An 18,045-nucleotide genomic window follows, 5' to 3' on the forward strand; every position below is an offset into this window, starting at 1 on the left:
GTTGTCGGTTGGCGCGGCAAAGGCGCGTGCGGACAGGCTTACGCGCTTCGCTTCGGCGGTCGCCCCTGCGGGCCGACTCCCTTGCGCTGCTCGTTCTTGCAGCAGGCCGCCCAACTCGCTGCGCTCACTTCATTCGCTACGCTCAAACAGACGGCGGCAAGTCAGTTCACGAAGCGCGCTGCCGCGCGCCTGCCGCAAGCCCTGCGCTGCTCAGCGCCTCAGAGGCGCGCTCCAGCCTGTCCGCACGCGCCTTTGCTGAACCAGCGGTGGCATGCCGGTCGCAGGGCCCCAGTGGCGGACTTCGCGGCAGGCGCTGCCCGCTGGGGGCGATTTGGGCGGCGACGAGAAGCGCAGCGCCGGGGTCGGCGCGCGTCAGCGCGCTTCGTGATCTGACTTGCCGCGGTTGTCTGAACGCAGCGACCGCAGGTCGCGAAGTGAGTTCTGCGGCACGACCCCGGCGCGAGCATCGCAGTGCAGTCGGCCTGCAAGGCCGACCGCCGCCGCATGAGCCACCGGCGGGCAGCGTCTGCCGCGATGCTCATCGAAGGCACGAAAGCAGACATACACAGACTTCAACTCAGGGCCGCGAACGGACGCCGCGGACAGGTCCTTCGTCGACCTTCGAACGCAGTTGCGCGCGAGCAGCGCCTGGAAGCGTCGCGCTACTGCACGAAGCCAATCGCGCCGCGCTTGTGCCCAGGCTCGGGCAGGTCGCGCGGCAGGATGTGGTCGCGCTTGTCGAGCTTGGCGTTGCCGAAAGCGGTCATCCAGGCGCGGCGCATTTCGCGCGGGGCCATCTCGGCCAGCCGGTCCAGCACCTCGGTGCGCGGCTCGGCCTCGAAGCGCGAGCCCCAGTCGTGCTCGGCACGGATGCCGGCATACAGCTTGAAGGCGATGCGCCGCGCGGCCTCGAAATCCGGCGCCTGCACCTCGTAGACGTTCATGCGGTTGAGGATCGGGTCGGGGATGCTGCGTGCGTCGTTGGCGGTCGCCACCCAGATCAGCTGGCTGGCGTCGATCGGCACTTCGGCGAACTCGTCGGTGAAGGTCTGGGCGGTGTCGTGTTCGAGCAGGCTGTACAGCGCGCCCAGCGGGTCGTAGGCGTGCTCGCCACCGGCCTTGTCGATCTCGTCGACCACCATCACCGGGTTGGCGTACTGGCCGTCGACCAGCGTCTCGAACACCTTGCCGGGGCGCGCGCCCTTCCACTGGCTGGAGGCGCCGGAGAGCACCCAGCCGGCGGTCATCGAGCTCATCGAGATGAAGCCCATGCCGGTGCCGAGCAGGTGGGACAGCGCGCGCGCGAAGTGCGTCTTGCCCACGCCCGGCGGCCCGAGCAGCAGCAGAGGCGTGATCTCGAGCGCGTCGCGGCTGTCCTCGCACAGTGCCAGTTGACGCTTGACGTCATCGAGCACCTCGGCGAAGTTGGGCAGGTCGTCGTAGAGGTGGTCCATCACCGGCAGGCCGGAGGGCTTGACCTGGAAACGTTCCGGGCCTTTCTCGATCATGCGTTCGTAGGTGGAGCGCAGGCCCTCGTGCTCCTTGGGCGGCAGCTTGTCGAGCCGGCGCTCGACGTCACCCACGCGGTACACACTGCGCATGTGCGCGATCGGCAGGCCGCTGCGAGGGATGCCATTGCGCGGCAGCGTGACCAGATCATTCGATGAACTCATCGACCGATACCTCCGGAACCACGATGACTCGATGCCATTGAAGCAGGACCATACTGCGTCGAGACATCGAACAAAACCCCAATCACCCGGCAGTTGCTTGCATGACCCGTGCCAGCATCGCCGCCAGTTGCGCCTGCTCGACCGGCTTGGTGAGGAAATCGTCCATGCCCGCGTCGCGGCAGGCCGCGCGGGCATCCTCGTCGCTCGCGGCGGTCATTGCCACCACCGGAATGCGTGGACCGGCCCGCTGCGCCTCGATCTCGCGCCAGCGCCGCGTGCAGGACAGGCCGTCGAGCACCGGCATCTGGCAGTCCATCAGCACCAGGTCGAACTCGTTCTCCGCCAGGCGCTGCAGCGCCTGCTCGCCATCACCGGCGAGCATGACTTGCGCACCCAGGCGTTCGAGCAGGGCCTGGGCGACAAGCTGGTTGACCAGGTTGTCTTCCACCAGCAGCACGCGCAGCGTGCGAGTGCCATCCCCTGCCAGCGGCGGGTCGAGTTCCATGCGCGCACTGTCCGGCGGCACCGGTTCGAGGGCGCGTTGCAGCGCCTCGAGCACCCGCAGCGGTTGCGCCGGCCGGTAAAGCGGAACGAGCTCGCGCGGCAGCTTGCGCGCATCGGCGGCCAGCGAGACGAGCAGCACGCCGCGTTCGCCGCCCGTGGCGAGGCGGTCGGCCCAGTCGGCCACCGACAGATCGGCCGCCTCCAGCGAGCGGTCGTCGCACAGCATCACGCGGCGCATGCCGGCGGCCGGCGTCGGCTCGACCGGCGGCAGCGCGGCGAGTCGCGCGCAGCGGCCGCCGTGGCGCTGCACCAGTTCGGCCAGATCCTCACCCCGGCTGCGGCTGGCGCTGATCACGCGCACCTCGACGCCGGCCAGCACCGCCGCCGGTGGTGTCGCCTCGGTGGTGTCGTGCAAGGGCAGCATCAGCATGAAGGTCGAGCCCTGGCCGGCCAGGCTCTGCACCTCGATGCGGCCGCCGAGCAGCTCGGCCAGTTCGCGGGCGATCGCCAGGCCCAGGCCGCTGCCGCCGAAGCGCCGCGTGGTCGACAGGTCGGCCTGCGAGAAGGCCTCGAACAGCCCGGCGACCTGCGCCTCGTCCATGCCGATGCCGCTGTCGCGCACCGACACGCGCACCCATCGCGAGCCGTCGTCGCCGCGCTCCGGCGCGGCGAACACGCGCACTTCGCCGGCGGCGGTGAACTTCACCGCATTGCCGACCAGGTTGTGCAGGATCTGGCGCAGCCGCGCGGCGTCGCCGGTGGTGGTCTGAGGCAGGTCGGCGGTGCAGTGCGACAGCAGGTCCACGCCCTTCGCATCGGCCTGCGCCGAGAACACCTCGGCGGCATCGTGGATGGCGTCGTGCAGGTCGAAGGGGGCGTGTTCGACACGCATGCGCCCGGCCTCGAGCTTGGAGAAGTCGAGCACGTCGTTGACCAGCGCCAGCAGCGCCGACGAACTGCGCCGCAGCACGCCCAGTACCTGGCGCTGCCCTTCGTCCAGCCGCGTGCCGCGCAGCAGCTCGGCGGCACCGACGATGCCGTGCAGCGGCGTGCGGATCTCGTGGCTCATGTTGGCGAGGAAGCGGGTCTTGATCCGCGCGGCCTCCTCGGCGCTCAGGCGGGCCTCGTCGAGTTGCGCCAGCAGCGAGCGCCGCCAGCGGCTGCCCATCAGCAGCACCAGGGCGTTGACCACCATCGCGCCGACGATGGCGATGTCGCGCCGCACCACGCCGAGCAGCTCCGGATCGACCGCGGCAATGCCCAGCGCCGCAGCGATCGTCGTGACGAACACCGCCTCGGCGACGATCAGCACTGTCATCACCACGCCGTCGATCAGCGCACCGCCCTGCAGCAGCAGCAGCGGCAGCGTGCTCAGCCACCAGATCGCCGGCCCCATCGTGCTGCCCTGGCGCAGCAGCCCGCCCGACAGGCCGATGAAGGTCGTCCAGGCGAGCAGCCGGATGCCCAGCGTCGCGCAGCGGCGGCGGCGCGCGTGGCGCCACGCGGCGCAGGTGCCGCCGACCACCAGGGCCGACAGCGCCGCCTCCGGCCACAACCGCTGCCACAGGTTGACGATCAGGAAGACGCCGGAGGCCGCGAGGATCAGGCCGGCCATCAGGTTGAGCAGCCGCCGCGCGAGTTCCTGCTCGAGCGCGCTGGCCGAGTTGACCGCGGCAGCCGGGCCGGCGTCGCCGGTCGCAGCGGACGCCGGACCCGACGGGTTCATTTGACCCAGGTGTTGAGCTGGATGATCGGCAGCAGCACCGCCAGCACGATCAGCATCACCACGCCGCCCATCGCGACGATCAGCAGCGGTTCGAGGATGGTGGCCATCTGCATCGCCCGGCGTTGCACCTCGGCGCCGAGCTGGCGCGCGGCACGGTCGAGCATCAGCGGCAACTGGCCGGTCTGCTCGCCCAGGCGGGAGAACATCGCCAGCAGGCCGGGGAAGCGCTTCTTGCCGGCCAGCGCGGAGGCCAGCGGCGCGCCTTCGCGCACCTGCACCAGCGCATCCATCGCGTCGGCGCGCATCGCGCGGTTGGAGAGTGTCTCGGCCGCCGCCTGCAGCGCCTTCAGGATCGGCACGCCGGCGCCGGCGAGCATCGCCAGCGTGCCGGCGAAGCGCGCCGCGTTGTAGCCGCGCGAGAGCCGGCCGATCAGCGGCAGGGTCAGCCAGGCAGCGTCGAAACGTTCGCGGAAGGCCTCGTTGCGCAGCATGAACAGCAGCGTGCCGATGCCGCCGGCGATGCCGATGATCAGCAGCCAGCCCCAGCTGCGCAGGAAGCCGCTGATGGCCAGCATCGCGACCGTGAGCGCTGGCAGCGCGCGCTTGGAGGTGGTGAACACCGAGGCCACCTGCGGCACCACGTAGGTGACGAGGAAGACGACGATGACCACCGCGATCAGCGAGACGATGGCCGGGTAGAGCGTTGCGCCGATCAGCTTGGCGCGCAGCGCCTGGCGTTCTTCCAGGTCGTCGGCCAGGCGCTCGAGCACCGGCCCGAGTGCACCGCTGGCCTCGCCGGCGGCAACCACGCCGCGGTAGACGTCGTCGAACTCGCGCGGCAGCGTGGACAGGGCGCGCGCGAAGGCCGAGCCGGAGTTGACCTCGCTGCGCAGGTGGGCGACGAGTTCACGCTGGCGGTTGTCCTCGGCCTCGTCGGCCAGCGCGGTCAGTGCGCGCTCGAGCGGCAGCCCGGAGCCGACCAGGCCGGCGAGCTGGCGTGTCCACACCGTCAGGCTGGTGCTGCTGAAGACCTTGCGCTTCAGGCTCAGGCCGCCGGCGGCGCTGGTGTCGGCCGCGACCTGCTTGACGTCCAGCGGCACCAGCGCCTGCGCACGCAGCTGCGCGCGCGCCGACTTGGCGTTGTCGGCCTCCAGCAGGCCGGAGGTGGCCTTGCCGGCGGCGTCGAGGGCTTCGAACTTGTAGGCTGGCACGAAGCTACTCGCGCGTGACGCGCATGACCTCTTCGGCCGAGGTGATGCCCTCGTTCACCAGCCGTTCGCCATCCTCGCGCATCGAGCGCAGGCCGGCTTCCTCGGCGGCGACGAACAGCTGGCTCTCGGCCGCGCGGCTGTGGATCAGTGCGCGCACGCGGTCGTCGGCGACCATCAGCTCGTACACGCCGGTGCGGCCCTTGTAGCCGCTCATGCCGCATTCCTTGCAGCCCACCGGGTGGTAGCGGCCACGTTCGTCGGCGCGCTTGCAGTGCGGGCAGAGCTTGCGCACCAGGCGCTGCGCCAGCACGCCGAGCAGCGAGCTCGACAGCAGGAAGGGCTCGACGCCCATGTCGGTCAGGCGGGTCACCGCGCTCGGCGCATCGTTGGTGTGCAGCGTGGCCAGCACCAGGTGGCCGGTCAGCGAGGCCTGGATGGCGATCTGCGCCGTCTCGAAGTCGCGGATCTCGCCGATCATGATGACGTCCGGGTCCTGGCGCAGGATGGCGCGCAGCGCCTTCGCGAAGGTCAGGTCGATCTTCGGGTTGACCTGCGTCTGGCCGATGCCGGCGAGCTCGTACTCGACCGGGTCCTCCACGGTCAGCACGTTGGTCGTCTGCGTGTCGACGCGGCCGAGCGAGGCGTACAGCGTGGTCGTCTTGCCCGAGCCGGTCGGGCCGGTGACCAGCACGATGCCGTGCGGCTGCTGGATCAGGCGGTCGAACTTGGTCAGCACGTCGCCGTCCATGCCCAGCGACTCGAGCGAGAACTTGGCCTCGCCCTTGTCGAGCAGGCGCAGCACGGCGCGCTCGCCGTGCGCCGAGGGCAGGGTGGACACGCGCACGTCGACCGCGCGGCCGCCGATGCGCAGCGAGATGCGCCCGTCCTGCGGCAGGCGCTTCTCGGCGATGTCGAGCTCGGCCATGATCTTCAGCCGCGAGATCAGCGCGGCATGCAGCGCCCGGTTCGGCTGCACCACCTCGCGCAGCGTGCCGTCGACGCGGAAGCGCACCGCCGAGCTGCGCTCGTACGGCTCGATGTGGATGTCGCTGGCGCCGTCCTTCGCGGCCTGCGTCAGCAGCGCGTTGAGCATGCGGATGATCGGCGCGTCATTGGCGGCCTCGAGCAGGTCTTCCACCGCCGGCAGGTCCTGCATCATGCGCGACAGGTCGACCTCGCTCTCGACCTCGCCGATCACTGCCGCCGCGCTCGACTCGCCACCGGCATAGGCCGCGGCGATGCGGCTGTTCAGCGACGGCGCCGCCTCGCGTTCGAGCGCGTCGACGTCGTACAGCCGCAGCACCTCCGACAGCGCCGGCAGCGGCACCGACTCGGGCGCCCACAGCACCAGGCGCTCGCCGTCGTCTTCGAGCAGCAGCGTGTTGGCCTTCGCGAAGGCGTAGGGCAGGGGGTGGCGCGCGCCCATGGCTGTCGTCCTAGTTCGACGCGGCCGACGCCGGCGCCGAAGCCGCGGACGCGGGTGCCGATGCGGGCTGCGGCGCCGGCGGCAGCACCGGTGCGTCTTTCAGCGGCAGCAGCGGGTTGGGCACCGGCTGCTGGCCCTCCTGGCGGGCGCGGATCAGGTCGTAGCGGTCCAGCGACAGCTTCGAGGCGGCGTCGCCGTCGCGCATGATCGTCGGCTTCAGGAACACCATCAGGTTGCTGCGGTTCTTCTCGCGCTTCTCGCTGCGGAACAGCGCGCCGAGGAAGGGGATGTCGCCGAGCAGCGGCACCTGCGCCTTGGTGTCGGTGTAGGTCTCGCTGATCAGGCCGCCGAGCACCAGGATGGCGCCGTCGTCGACCACCACGGTCGACTCGATCGAGCGCTTGGTCGTCGACGGGCCGGCGTTGCTGGTGCCGGCGGCGGTGGTCGCCTTCACGGCCGACTGCTCCTGGTAGATCGTCATGCGCACCGTGCCGCCCTCGCCGATCTGCGGCTTGATGCGCAGCGTGATGCCGACGTCCTTGCGCTCGATGGTCTGGAACGGGCTGGTCGTCGCCGTGCCGGTGTTGGTGAACTGGCCGGTGATGAAGGGCACGTTCTCGCCGACGACGATCTTCGCCTCCTCGTTGTCCAGCGTGATCAGGTTCGGGGTCGAGACGATGTTGGTGTTGGCCTGCGTCTGCAGCGCGCGGGCCAGCGCGGCCAGCGCGTAGGTGCCGCCGTAGTTCTTGATCAGCGCGATGTTGACGCCTTCGCCGGGCAGCGTGGTGCCCGAGCCGGCGGCGGTCTGCGACAGCGCGATGATGCTCGGCCCGCCGATGGCCAGGTTGGTGCCGGCCGCCAGGCCGTACTTGTCGCCGCTGTTGCCCAGCAGGCCCTGCCACTGCAGGCCGAAGTCGGCGGCGTTGTCGCCTGACACCTCGACGATCATGCTCTCGATGTAGACCTGCGCGCGGCGCGAGTCGAGCTGCTCGATCATCGCGCGCACCTGGCGGTACAGCGGCTCGGCTGCGGTGATGATCAGCGAGTTGGTCGACGGATCGGCCTGGATGAAGCCGCCGGTGGACGGCCCGGCGCTGGCGCCGACCGGCGTGGTGGCCTGCGGCGAGGCACCGCCGGCGGTGACCGCCGGTTGTGTGGTCGGCGAGGCGGTCAGCGGCGAACTGGGGCTGGTCGAGCCACCACCGCCGCCCGAGCCGCCGGCAAAGGCGGCGCGCAGCACCTGCGCGAGCTTGGTCGCATCGGCATTGCGCAGGTGCACGACCCAGATGTTGCCGGCTGCGGCCGAGCCCTGCGGTGGCTGGTCGAGCCGCTCGACCAGCGAGCGGATGCTGGCCATGCGCGCCGGGCTGCCGGCCTTCACCAGCAGGCTGTTGTTGCGCGAGTCGGCGATCACCGAACTGCTGGCGCCGCCGGCGGCCGGTGCGCCGGGCACCACGGCCGTGCCGCCGCCGGCATCGGCCAGCCGCTGCACGATCGGCGCGAGGTCGGCCGCCACGGCGTGGCGCAGTGCAATCACCTCGACCTCGCCGGCCGCCGGTGTGTCCATCGCCGCGATGATCTTGGCGATGCGCTGCAGGTTGTCGGCGTAGTCGGTGATGACCAGCGAGTTGTTGCCCGGGTTCGCGTTGATCGTGTTGTTCGGGCTGATCAGCGGGCGCAGCACCGGGACCAGGTTGTTGGCGTTCTCGTGGTTGAGCTTGAACACCTGGGTGAGGATCTGGTCGCCGCGGCGGCCGGTCTCGCCCACCACCACGGTGCCGGTCTGCAGCTTGGCATCGGCCTCGGGCACGACCTTGAACAGCCCGCCGACTTCGACCACCGTGAAGCCCAGGCCGCGCAGCGCGGCGAGGAAGTTCAGATAGGCCTCGCGCGGCGTGATCGGCTGCTCGCTGAACAGCGTGATCTGGCCCTTCACGCGCGGGTCGACGACGAACTGCTGCTTGAGGATCGCACCCATCGCACGCGAGACGGCGTCGATGTCGGCATTGACGAAGTTCAGCGTCACCGGCTCGCCGCCGGCGAAGCGGCCCTTGGCCTGCGGCGGTGTCTTGGCGGCCGGCGTGGTCTGGGCGAACGCCCCGGGCGGCGGCACGAGGGCAGCGCCGAGCATCGCCACGGCCAGCGTGGCCGGCCAGCGGCGCGAGGAGAGGCCCGAGGGCTGGGAAAGCTTCATGGTCATCCGATCGAAATGACGGACCGGGCGCCATCGCGCCGCCCGATGATGTTCAGCAGGTTGGTCAGCGGCGCTTCCTGGCCGGGCGCTGCCTGCGCCTCGCCGCGGAAGCGCAGGCCGGTCGGCCCCAGGCTGCCGTTGCCCGACAGCTGCAGCGCGCCCTGCTGCGTCGACAGCATCAGCTGCGAGGCGCCGTTGCCGGAGGGGTCGGCCGCCACGGTGAAGCGATAGCTGCCCAGCGTGTCCAGCGTCGACAGGCGCGAGGAGACCTCGAGCAGGTCGATGTCGGCGCGGCCGGCGAGGCGCCAGCGCCCCTGCACCGACTCGACGCTGAGCCCGGGTGAGGACAGGCGCAGGCTGCCGCCCATCTGCATGGTGTTCCACGGCGTGCCCAGGCCGCCCAGCCAGGCGCTCGGCCACTGGCCGATCCAGTCGGGGTTGGCGCCCAGCGCGATCGACACGCGCCCCAGGCCCGGCCGCACGACGATCGAGGCGGGGCCGTTCAGGCAGCAGGCGTGGCGCGCGCGCAGTTCGAGGCCGAGGCCCTTGAGCCCGACGGTCCAGTCGAGCCGGCCGGGCAGGGCACTGGCGTCGCGGCTGCCCGGGCCGCCGGTCAGCACGACCACCGCACTGCCCGACCAGACCGTGCCGCGCGCGTCGGCCAGCAGCAGATGTTCGTTGGTCGCGGAGGCGATCGCGCGGGCCAGCCAGGCCGCGGGCGCGAACACGATCACGCCGACCAGCACGCCGACGACGATGCCGAACACCGCCCAGCGCGTGGTGGCCCCACGCGACTTGTCCCAGGCGATCTCTGCGTAGGTCGACTCGCCCCAGCCGGTGGCCGAGGCGGTGTTGGCCCACGGGCGGGCCTTGCGGCGGCGGATCATGGCGCGGCTCCGCTGCTCAGCGAGACGACCAGCGTGCCAGTGAAACCCTGAGGCCCGCGGCTGAGCTGCGCCTCGACCGGCCGCACGCGCGCCGCGCTGCGCGCTTCCAGCAGCCAGCCGCGCAGCGCCTCGGGCGACACGCCGTTGAGCGTCAGCGAGGCACGCTCGCCCTGCATCGACAGGCGGCCCTTGTCGCCGAGGCGGTCGGTGGCCGACTTCAGCGCCGCTGCGGCCTGCACCTGCGTCACCGCAGCCACGCCGCGCAGCCCCTGGCTCTCGGCGGCCAGGCGCTGCATCTGCTGAAGCTGCGCGTCGAGCGTGTCGAGCTGCGCCGGCGTGTCGCGCAGCGTGCGCCAGGCCGGCTGCACGAACAGCAGCCAGACGATGAAGGTGCCGAGCACCGCGGCGGCGGCGCCCAGCGCGAGGCGCTCGCGCGGTGCGCGGCTGCGCCAGTAGGCCCGCGCACGTTCGCGCGACTGCGCCAGGTTGGCCGGCAGAGCCATCGCCTTCTCGTTCATGATCGCGCTCCGGCGCGTGCCCGCGACAGCACGATCTGCGTGCCGTTGGCGTCGACCTGCCAGCCGGCCGGCTGCAGCAGGCTCTTGAATTGCGCGATCTGCTGCTCGCTCCAGCCGGCGGCGGCCAGCGTCAGGCGGCCCGGTTCGTAGCGCAGCGTTTCCACCGGCGGCCGATCAGGCGGCCAGGCCGAGGCGGCGGCCATCAGCATCGGCTCGAAGTCGGTATCGCCAGCCTTGCCGGCCACGGCGCGCAGTGCCTGCACCTCGCGCTGCATCACGGCGGCGGCGTCGCGCTGCAGGTCGAGGTCGCTGACGCGCGGGAAGGCGGCGCGCACGGCGCTGCGGATCGCCTGCTGGCGCGCCTCGACGGTACTGCGCTGGTGCCAGGCCCACAGGTTCAGCCCGACGATCTGCGCCACCACCAGCGCCGCCAGACCCCAGCGCACCGGTCGCCACTGCGGGCTGGTGAACTTGCGCAGGCCGTCGCGCAGCGCGCGCGCGCCGCGGGTGCGCTGCGCGAGGTCGAACTGCCGCAGATCCCACAGGCTGCGCGCCGCCTGCAGCGCACGCTCGGGCCGCGACATCACGTTGACCGGCATGCCCAGCCACTGTTCGGCCGAACTGGCCGCGCCCGGCGTCGCGCTCCAGCGCGTGCCTGCCGGGGCCGGCCGCGGGATCAAGGCGCGCGACAACCCGCCGTGCAGCCGGATGCTGGCCACGCCGTCGGCATGGGCCCAGTGCAGCAGCACGCCTTGCTCGGGGCCGTTGAGGCTGACGCGCGTCTCGGCGAAGTGGCCGCTGGGCGGATCGTCCGGCCAGGACGAAGGCACGATGCGGTCGACGAACACGTTGGCCTTCTCGAGCGCGGCGAGTTCGGCGCGCAGCCAGTGGCGGTCGACCGCGGCCACCCAGGTCGGCTGGCCGGCGGTGGCGCCGGGCGCGACGGCCAGGTGCACGTCGTCCGGGTCGGTGAGCAGCGATTCCTCGAGCACGCCGACCAGCGCGGCGCGCAGCCTCGCGGCCGGCGCCTTGGGCAGCGTGATGCGGTGCCAGCTGACGTCGGTGTCGGCGAGCATCGCGATGACGGTGACGGCCTTGGGCAGCAGCGCGGCCGCGGCCTCGCCCTGGCCGCTCATGACCAGCGCATCGGGGCTGCTCACGTAGGCGTACTCGGTCGCCAGCCCGGAGGCGGCGCTCTCCGGCGCAAGTCCGCCGCGTGCGTTCAGGCGCTGGCGTTCGGGAATCTGGACGACGAGGATGGACATGGATTGCGCATCAGGGGGCTGCCGGCATTGTAGGGTCGGCCCCCCTACAAACCTTCACAAATCAACGACTTAGGACACCGTGTTGTAGCGCCGTGGTGGGTCGATGCGCCATCGGGCCCGACCCGCGTCACGAGCCCGGGCCCTCCAGCGTGGAAACCTGCTCGCGGCGCACCACCAGCATGTCCAGGCCGCGGCGCTCGACCAGCGAGCGCTGCTCGAGCGAGTTGTTCTCCAGACGCAGCCGGCCGCGCACCTCGAAATAGCTCGAGACCACCGACAACTGCTGCGGGTTCAGCGGTGCCAGGGTCGGCACCTGCGCCTCGACAGCGCCCAGCGTCTTGAAAGGGTCGCGCTGGCGCTGCTGCAGCAGCCGCTCGGCAGTGGCCAGGTCCATGCCCTTGACCACCGCGGCAAGCACCTCGCGCGAAGTCGTGTTGACGTTGACCGGCGTGCGCACGGGCAGCAGGGTCACGTAGGGCTCGAGCAGCGCGATCGTGCTCGGGTCGATGCCGAACCAGGCGAGCTGCGCCAGCGCCCGCGGGCGCAGCGGCGCGCTGCTGCTGCCGTCCCGCGCACCGGCGGCCTGGGCGTCGCGCAAGCCGGCGGCGATGCGTGCGGCAACATCAGTCGACACGCCCACCGTCTGGCACAGGCGTTCCAGCACCTCGAGCTCGACGGCGACGATCTTGCCGCTGCCGTCGAGCAGGCTGGTCAGGTTGTAGCGCGCCTGCGCGTCGGTGATCACGCCGGAGAGGAAGGCGTCCGGCGCGTCGTCGGCGTTGCTCTTGTCGACGGCGAGGAAGGTCGACAGCCGGGCTTCCGCCAGCGGCGTGGCCCAGGGCTCGGTGAGCGCGGTCGGCCGGCCCGAGCGGGCATCCTCGCGCAGGATCAGCCGCGCCCAGTCGAGCGCGCCGTTGAGGATCCAGGCCGACTGCACACGCGCCCGCTCGGCCGCCTCGACCTGCACTGCGCGCCACTGCTGCCAGACCATCGAGGCAGCCAGCGTCACTACGAGCGTGACGATGATCAGCGCGGTGAGCAGGGCGGCGCCACGTTGGCGGCGCGGGGAGCGCTTTGGCACGTTCATGGCCCGAGCAGCGCGTCGCGCGTCAGCGTGCCGCTCATGCCGCTGCCTTCGGCGAAGCTCAGCACCACGCGCACGCCCGACGGCAGCGCCTGGCGCGGTGCGACGCCGCTGGCGGCACCCGGCGGCGGCGCCACCACGTTGCCGGTGGACTGCGCGTTGCTCCAGGCGTTGCCCTGGAAGAAGTAGACCTGCCACTGCGACACGCCGTCGAGCGTGCGCAACTGGCCGGGCTCGCCGCCCTGCAGCTGCTGGCTGGCGAACCAGCTGTCCTGCAGCGCTGCGCTGCCGGTGACCACCGGGCCGGCCCAGCGCAGCCAGGCGTTGCTGCCGGCCTCGGGCCGCAGCGACCAGGCGACCACCTGCACGCCCTCGGGCACGCCGCGGGTCATGCGCAGCGTCGCGCCGTCGAACACCAGCGGCGGCACGGCGCCGGTGTCCTGCACCGCGCCGAGGTCGGTCTGCCACTGGGCCAGCACGGTGTTCAGCCGCAGCGTCTGCTCGAGCAGGCGCTGGCTGGCGTCGCGCGTGCGCACGATGCCGTCCACGCCCTGCCAGGCCATCGCCGCCATGATCGACAGGATCAGCAGCGCGACCAGCACTTCGACGAGCGTGAAGCCCCTTTGCTGCGCCATTCAGTACCTGCCCAGGATGGTCGACAGCGACAGCACCGGCTGGCCCGCGTCGTTGGCGATCTGCGCGTCGACGCGGCGGAAGTTCGGGTTCGGCGTCGGCCGCACGACCAGCTTGCCGCTGTAGGTGCGGCCGAGCTGCTCGCAGACGAAGTCGCCATCGCCCACGCTCGGGAACTGCCTGGCCAGGCGCAGGCCCGTGAGCTGGTTGTCGGCACACCACTGCGCCGCAGTCACCTCGGACAGACGCTGTGCGTTGTTGGTCAGCGCGCCCGCAGCCTTGATGCCGGCGCCCAGCGTCACCGCGACGATGGCCACGCCGACCAGCACCTCGATCAGCGTGAAGCCGTGCGAGACGGGTCTGCGAGTCACGGTGCCGCCTCGCCGCCGGTGCTGACGACGAAGGGGCCGAGGCCGTCGGTATCGAGCACGAGGCGCTGCGCGTCCAGGCTCAGCACGATGCGCTGGCGCCCGATCAGCGGCTCGGGGCCGAGCACCACCGCGCGTGCGCCGACCACCTCGGCGCTGACGCCTTCGCCGAGCCAGCGTGTCGGCCGCTCGGCGCTGTCGGGCAGGCCGATGAAACGGAAGCCGGGCGTGTCGACCTGCTCGGCGCGCGGTTCCCAGCGTGCAGCGAGGCCGGAGGCGCGCGCCTCGGCGCGTGCCGATTCGAGCAGGGCGGCCAGGCGCGCGCCTTCCTGCTCGAGCCGCGTGGCGGCCGGGTCGCGCAGCGCGAGCGTGATGACGCTGCTGGCAATCGCGATCAGCGTGATGACGACCAGCAGCTCGATCAGCGTGAAGCCGGCTTGGCGAGATGTCGCGCGCGGTCGCACGAGGGCTCCGGGTTCACTGCCAGGAGCCGACCTCGGCGTCCTTGCCCTCGCCGCCGAGCGCGCCGTCTGCGCCGAAGCTGAAGACGTCGATCTCGCCCTTCAGGCCCGGGTTGGCGAACTGGTACGGCCGGCCCCAGGGGTCGTTGGGCAGTTTCTCGAGGTAGGGCTTCCAGTTCGGCGGGATGGCGCCACTGGTCGGCTTGACGACGAGCGCCTGCAGGCCCTGCTCGCCGCTCGGGTAACGCTGGTTGTCGAGCCGGTAGAGCTTGAGCGCCTGCATCAGGTTGTTCACGTCGGTGCGGGCGGCGGTCACGCGCGCGTCGTCGGCGCGATCGAGCACGTTGGGCACGATCAGCGCGGCCAGCACGCCGATGATCACCAGCACCACCATCAGCTCGATCAGCGTGAAGCCGCGCGCGCGGCGGGTGCGGGGCAGGGGCAGAGAGGATGACATCATGAAACGACCCGCCGGGGCAGGGCCGTGGTGTTGCAGACCCGGTCGATCATAATCCGCGCATGTTGGCAAGACTCACGGCCTTCGTCGTCTGGGCACTGGTGGCCGCCACCGCCGTGTTCTGGGGGCTGCGCATGTTCGTGCGCGCGCAGCCGGCACCGTCGTACACCGTGGCGGTGGGCGATGCGGCCGCGATGCGCGGCGACCTGTCCCGCGTGCTCGGCGCCACGCCGGTGGCCTCCGCCGGACCGGCCGCGCCGGCGCCCGAACTTGCTTCCCGTTTCAAACTGATCGGTGTGATGGCCAACAAGCGCAGCGACGGCAACGGCTATGCGCTGATCGCCGTCGATGCCAAGCCGGCGCGTGCCTACCCGGTCGGCGCGCGCCTGGACGGCGACATCGTGCTGCAGTCGGTCAGCCTGCGCAGCGCCTCGATCGGCGCAGCGCAGGGCGGCCCGGCGGCGACGCTCGAGATCCCCGCGCTGCCGGCGCCGGCCACCGGCACCCTGCCGGGGCCCGGTGATGGCCTGACCTTCGGGGCGGCTGCGGCGCCTGCACCCATGCTCGCCCCGACCCCCCGGCCGGCGCCAGCGCCGCTGCCGCTGCCGTCGGGCGCGGTGGTTCCGCAGGGCCTGCCACCGAGCACCGTGACGACGCCGAACCCGCAACAGGGCGTGCCCCCGCCACCGCGTTCGCGCACGCCGGGCGTCACCAACCGCTGACCAGCCAGCGCTGAAGCCCTCCCCGGGGCCGCGGTTCAGTTCAGCGAGCCGGCTCCGGTCGGGCTGGACATCGGCGCCGGCAGCGACGGCCCCGGGTCCTCGCCCTCCGCCACTTCCGTCAGCAGCGCCGCGGCACTGCGCACCAGCGGCCAGGCCAGCGTGGCGCCGGTTCCGTCGGTGCTTTCCATGCCGAGCTCGAGCAGTGCCGTGGCCTGGAACAGCGACAGCGCGCGGTCCAGCCCGTGGTGGTTGTGGCTGCGGCAGTAGACGCAGTAGTCGGTCACGGCGGGCGCGATGCGCGAGGCCACCATCAGCGCGGCGCAGGCCGTCATGCCGTCGGCGATAACCAGGTGCCGCTTGCTACCCGCCACCAGCATCACGCCGACCATCATCGCCATCTCGAAGCCGCCGAACGCCGCCAGCACCTCGACCGGGTCATTGGCGTCCTTGTGGCGCGTCTGCGCACCCTGCAGCACGCCGACCAGGTGGTTGAGGTCTTCCGGCGGCATGTTCGGGCCGGACAGCAGCAGGTCGCGCAGCGGCGTATCGGCCAGGCGCGACAGCACCAGCGCCGCGCTCTCGTGTGCACCCACGCCGATGCCGGCGCAGGCGATCACGTTGCCGGGCAGCGAGTCGGCGATCTCCATGCCGGCGCGGATGGCCGCATGGGCCTGGTCGAGCGACATCGCCATCGTCGCGCGCGAGCTGCGCGTGCCGTGGGCGATCTTGCGCGCCAGCAAGCGCGCGTGCGGCGCCACCGGCTCGGCGACGCCGCAGTCGACCACGGACAGTTCCAGGCCCTGGATGCGCGCGAACACCGACACCGGCAGTTGCGAGCCGAGCAGCCGTGCCACCAGCTTGGCCGTCGAGGCCCGCCCGGGGATGCCGATGCCGTCCACCGCGAGGCCGTGGTCGGAAGCGAACAGAACGATCTGCGGCGAGCGGAAGCGCGGCTTGAGCGTGTTCTGCACCAGCCCGAGGCGGATCGCCAGCGGCTCGAGCTCGCCGAGGCTGCCCGTGGTCTCGCTGCGGCGCTGCAGCTTTTCGCGCAGGGCCTGTTCGAGCAGCGGGTTCGCGGTGGGCGTGATCAGTGATCGGTTGACGGACATGGAAGAAGTGACGCAGTCCGGGCGGGGGTCGTCATTGTGAGGGGCGCTGCCCAGCCACGCAATCGCGATGCCAGGCCGCTCAGCGCAGGAACATCCGGTACACCGGGTTGTCGGTCTCGTCGGTGCACGGGTAGGCGAGCGTCTGGAGGAAGTCGCGGAAGGCCTTCTTGTCTGCCTTGGGCACCTGGATGCCGACGAGGATGCGGCCGTAGTCTGCACCCTGGTTGCGATAGTGGAACAGGCTGATGTTCCAGCCCGGGTGCATGCTGGACAGGAAGCGCATCAGCGCGCCGGGCCGCTCGGGGAAGATGAAGCGGTACAGCCGCTCGTCCAGCGCGAGTTCGCTGCGCCCGCCGACCATGTGGCGCAGGTGCTGCTTGGCCAGTTCGTCGTCGGTCAGGTCCAGCGCCTCGAAGCGGTGGCGGCGGAAGTTGCGCGCCAGCTTGTCGGCCTCGTCGCGGTTGGCGATCGCCACGCCGACGAACACGTGGGCCTGCTGCGAGTCCGAAATGCGGTAGTTGAACTCGGTGACGGCGCGCGGGCCGATCAGTTCGCAGAAGCGCCTGAAGCTGCCGCGTTCCTCGGGGATCGTGACGGCGAAGATCGCCTCGCGCTGCTCGCCGACCTCGGCGCGCTCGGCAACGAAGCGCAGCCGGTCGAAGTTCATGTTCGCGCCACAGGTGATGGCGACGAAGTTGCGACCCTTGGGCTTGTGCTGCTCGACGTACTGCTTGACGGCCGCCACACCCATCGCACCGGCCGGCTCGAGGATGCTGCGCGTGTCCTGGAACACATCCTTGATCGCGGCGCAGACCGCGTCGGTGTCGACGACCACGAAGTCGTCGACCAGCTTGCGCGCCAGGCGAAAGGTCTCCTCGCCGACCAGCTTCACCGCCGTGCCGTCGGAGAACAGGCCCACGTCGCCCAGCGTGACCCGCTTGCCGGCGCGAACCGAGCGCAGCATCGCGTCGGAGTCGTTCATCTGCACGCCGATGATCTTGATCTCCGGCCGCACCGACTTGATGTAGGCCGCGACGCCCGAGACGAGGCCGCCGCCGCCGATGGCGACGAACACCGCGTCGATCGGCCCCTGGTGCTGGCGCAGGATCTCCATGCCGATCGTGCCCTGGCCGGCGATGACGTCGGGATCGTCGAACGGATGCACGAAGGTCAGGCCGTTCCTGCGCTCGAGTTCCTTGGCGTGCACGTAGGCGTCGGAATAGCTGTCGCCGTGCAGCACCACCTCGCCTCCGAGTGCGCGCACCGCGTCGATCTTCAGCTGCGGCGTGGTCACCGGCATCACGACCAGGGCGCGGCAGCCGAGCTGCCGGGCGCCGAGCGCCACGCCCTGCGCGTGGTTGCCTGCCGAGGCGCAGATCACGCCCCGCGCGAGCTGCGCTGCGCTCAGGTGCGCCATCTTGTTGTACGCGCCGCGCAGCTTGAAGCTGAACACCGGCTGGTTGTCCTCGCGCTTGAGGAACACCTGGTTGCCCAGACGGCTCGACAGGTTGCGCGCGAGCTCCAGCGGCGTTTCCTGCGCAACGTCGTAGACGCGGGCGGTGAGGATCTTCTGCAGGTAGTCGGCGAGCGTCGGCGCGGCGCTCTTCTTCTTGCTGTCGGGGCTGCGGCGCGGGCCGGCCATGCGCGTCTCCAGAGGGGCTCTTGCGGCGCCGCATCATAACGGCCGCTCAAGATGCGGCCGCGCACAGAAAAAAGCCCAAGGCATTGCTGCCTTGGGCTGAATCCACCAATGGAGGAGGTGGAGGAGACAAACGGAACGGCGGTCGAAACGCGCGCAAACGAAACA

General features: G+C 71.3%; 16 protein-coding genes. 1 reads left to right on the top strand and 15 read right to left on the bottom strand.

From position 1 onward, the window contains the following. Positions 1-662: 662 nt before the first annotated feature. The 13 genes from AAG801_RS20775 to gspG all read right to left on the bottom strand — a co-directional run bounded on the left by AAG801_RS20775 (position 663) and on the right by gspG (position 14,410). Positions 663-1,673 (bottom strand): AAA family ATPase, encoded by a 1,011-nt coding sequence (locus tag AAG801_RS20775; RefSeq protein WP_341890068.1) that lies wholly within the window; start codon positions 1,671-1,673, stop codon positions 663-665. An 82-nt stretch (positions 1,674-1,755) separates the two neighbouring features. Continuing rightward, on the bottom strand, positions 1,756-3,903 hold the full coding sequence (locus AAG801_RS20780; RefSeq protein WP_341890069.1) for an ATP-binding protein: 2,148 nt from the start codon (positions 3,901-3,903) through the stop codon (positions 1,756-1,758). Then, positions 3,900-5,114, bottom strand: coding sequence for a type II secretion system inner membrane protein GspF (gene gspF / locus AAG801_RS20785; RefSeq protein ID WP_341890070.1), 1,215 nt, complete (start codon positions 5,112-5,114; stop codon positions 3,900-3,902). Before gspF ends, AAG801_RS20780 begins: the two co-directional genes overlap by 4 nt. Positions 5,115-5,118: 4 nt before the next feature. Then, on the bottom strand, positions 5,119-6,540 hold the full coding sequence (gspE, locus tag AAG801_RS20790) for a type II secretion system ATPase GspE (RefSeq protein WP_341890071.1): 1,422 nt from the start codon (positions 6,538-6,540) through the stop codon (positions 5,119-5,121). A 10-nt stretch (positions 6,541-6,550) separates the two neighbouring features. Continuing rightward, the gene (gene gspD, locus AAG801_RS20795; RefSeq protein WP_341890072.1) at positions 6,551-8,734 is read right to left on the bottom strand and encodes a type II secretion system secretin GspD; all 2,184 of its coding nucleotides are present in this window, start codon (positions 8,732-8,734) and stop codon (positions 6,551-6,553) included. Positions 8,735-8,736: 2 nt separating this feature from the next. Next, positions 8,737-9,621, bottom strand: coding sequence for a type II secretion system protein N (gene gspN / locus AAG801_RS20800; RefSeq protein ID WP_341890073.1), 885 nt, complete (start codon positions 9,619-9,621; stop codon positions 8,737-8,739). Beyond that, positions 9,618-10,139, bottom strand: a complete 522-nt coding sequence (gspM, locus tag AAG801_RS20805; RefSeq protein WP_341890074.1) for a type II secretion system protein GspM — start codon at positions 10,137-10,139, stop codon at positions 9,618-9,620. The genes gspN and gspM overlap by 4 nt, the downstream gene beginning before the upstream one ends. Beyond that, positions 10,136-11,404 (bottom strand): type II secretion system protein GspL, encoded by a 1,269-nt coding sequence (gspL, locus tag AAG801_RS20810; RefSeq protein ID WP_341890075.1) that lies wholly within the window; start codon positions 11,402-11,404, stop codon positions 10,136-10,138. Before gspL ends, gspM begins: the two co-directional genes overlap by 4 nt. A 127-nt stretch (positions 11,405-11,531) precedes the next feature. Continuing rightward, positions 11,532-12,491, bottom strand: coding sequence for a type II secretion system minor pseudopilin GspK (gene gspK / locus AAG801_RS20815; protein WP_341890076.1), 960 nt, complete (start codon positions 12,489-12,491; stop codon positions 11,532-11,534). Next, on the bottom strand, positions 12,488-13,123 hold the full coding sequence (locus tag AAG801_RS20820; protein ID WP_341890077.1) for a prepilin-type N-terminal cleavage/methylation domain-containing protein: 636 nt from the start codon (positions 13,121-13,123) through the stop codon (positions 12,488-12,490). The genes gspK and AAG801_RS20820 overlap by 4 nt, the downstream gene beginning before the upstream one ends. Beyond that, positions 13,124-13,492: a type II secretion system minor pseudopilin GspI gene (gspI, locus tag AAG801_RS20825; RefSeq protein ID WP_341890078.1), complete on the bottom strand. Its 369-nt coding sequence runs from the start codon at positions 13,490-13,492 to the stop codon at positions 13,124-13,126. Next, positions 13,489-13,953 carry a prepilin-type N-terminal cleavage/methylation domain-containing protein gene (locus tag AAG801_RS20830; RefSeq protein ID WP_341890079.1) on the bottom strand — a complete coding sequence of 155 codons (465 nt, stop codon included), beginning with the start codon at positions 13,951-13,953 and terminating at the stop codon, positions 13,489-13,491. The genes gspI and AAG801_RS20830 overlap by 4 nt, the downstream gene beginning before the upstream one ends. Positions 13,954-13,966: 13 nt before the next feature. Beyond that, entirely contained in the window at positions 13,967-14,410 is a 444-nt protein-coding gene (gspG, locus tag AAG801_RS20835) for a type II secretion system major pseudopilin GspG (protein WP_341890080.1), read from the bottom strand. A 59-nt stretch (positions 14,411-14,469) separates the two neighbouring features. On the opposite strand from gspG, the gene AAG801_RS20840 reads away from it, so the two are divergent. Then, a complete protein-coding gene (locus tag AAG801_RS20840) occupies positions 14,470-15,129 on the top strand; it encodes a hypothetical protein (protein WP_341890081.1) in 660 nt (219 codons plus the stop codon). A gap of 35 nt (positions 15,130-15,164) precedes the next feature. On the opposite strand, the gene AAG801_RS20845 is transcribed toward AAG801_RS20840, so the two are convergent. Together AAG801_RS20845 and ilvA are read right to left on the bottom strand one after the other, a co-directional pair. Then, positions 15,165-16,238, bottom strand: coding sequence for a nicotinate-nucleotide--dimethylbenzimidazole phosphoribosyltransferase (locus AAG801_RS20845; RefSeq protein ID WP_341890082.1), 1,074 nt, complete (start codon positions 16,236-16,238; stop codon positions 15,165-15,167). Between the two features lie 79 nt (positions 16,239-16,317). Further along, on the bottom strand, positions 16,318-17,880 hold the full coding sequence (ilvA, locus tag AAG801_RS20850; RefSeq protein WP_341890083.1) for a threonine ammonia-lyase, biosynthetic: 1,563 nt from the start codon (positions 17,878-17,880) through the stop codon (positions 16,318-16,320). Between the last annotated feature and the right edge of the window lie 165 nt (positions 17,881-18,045).

It is taken from the genome of Variovorax sp. YR752 (assembly GCF_943372545.1).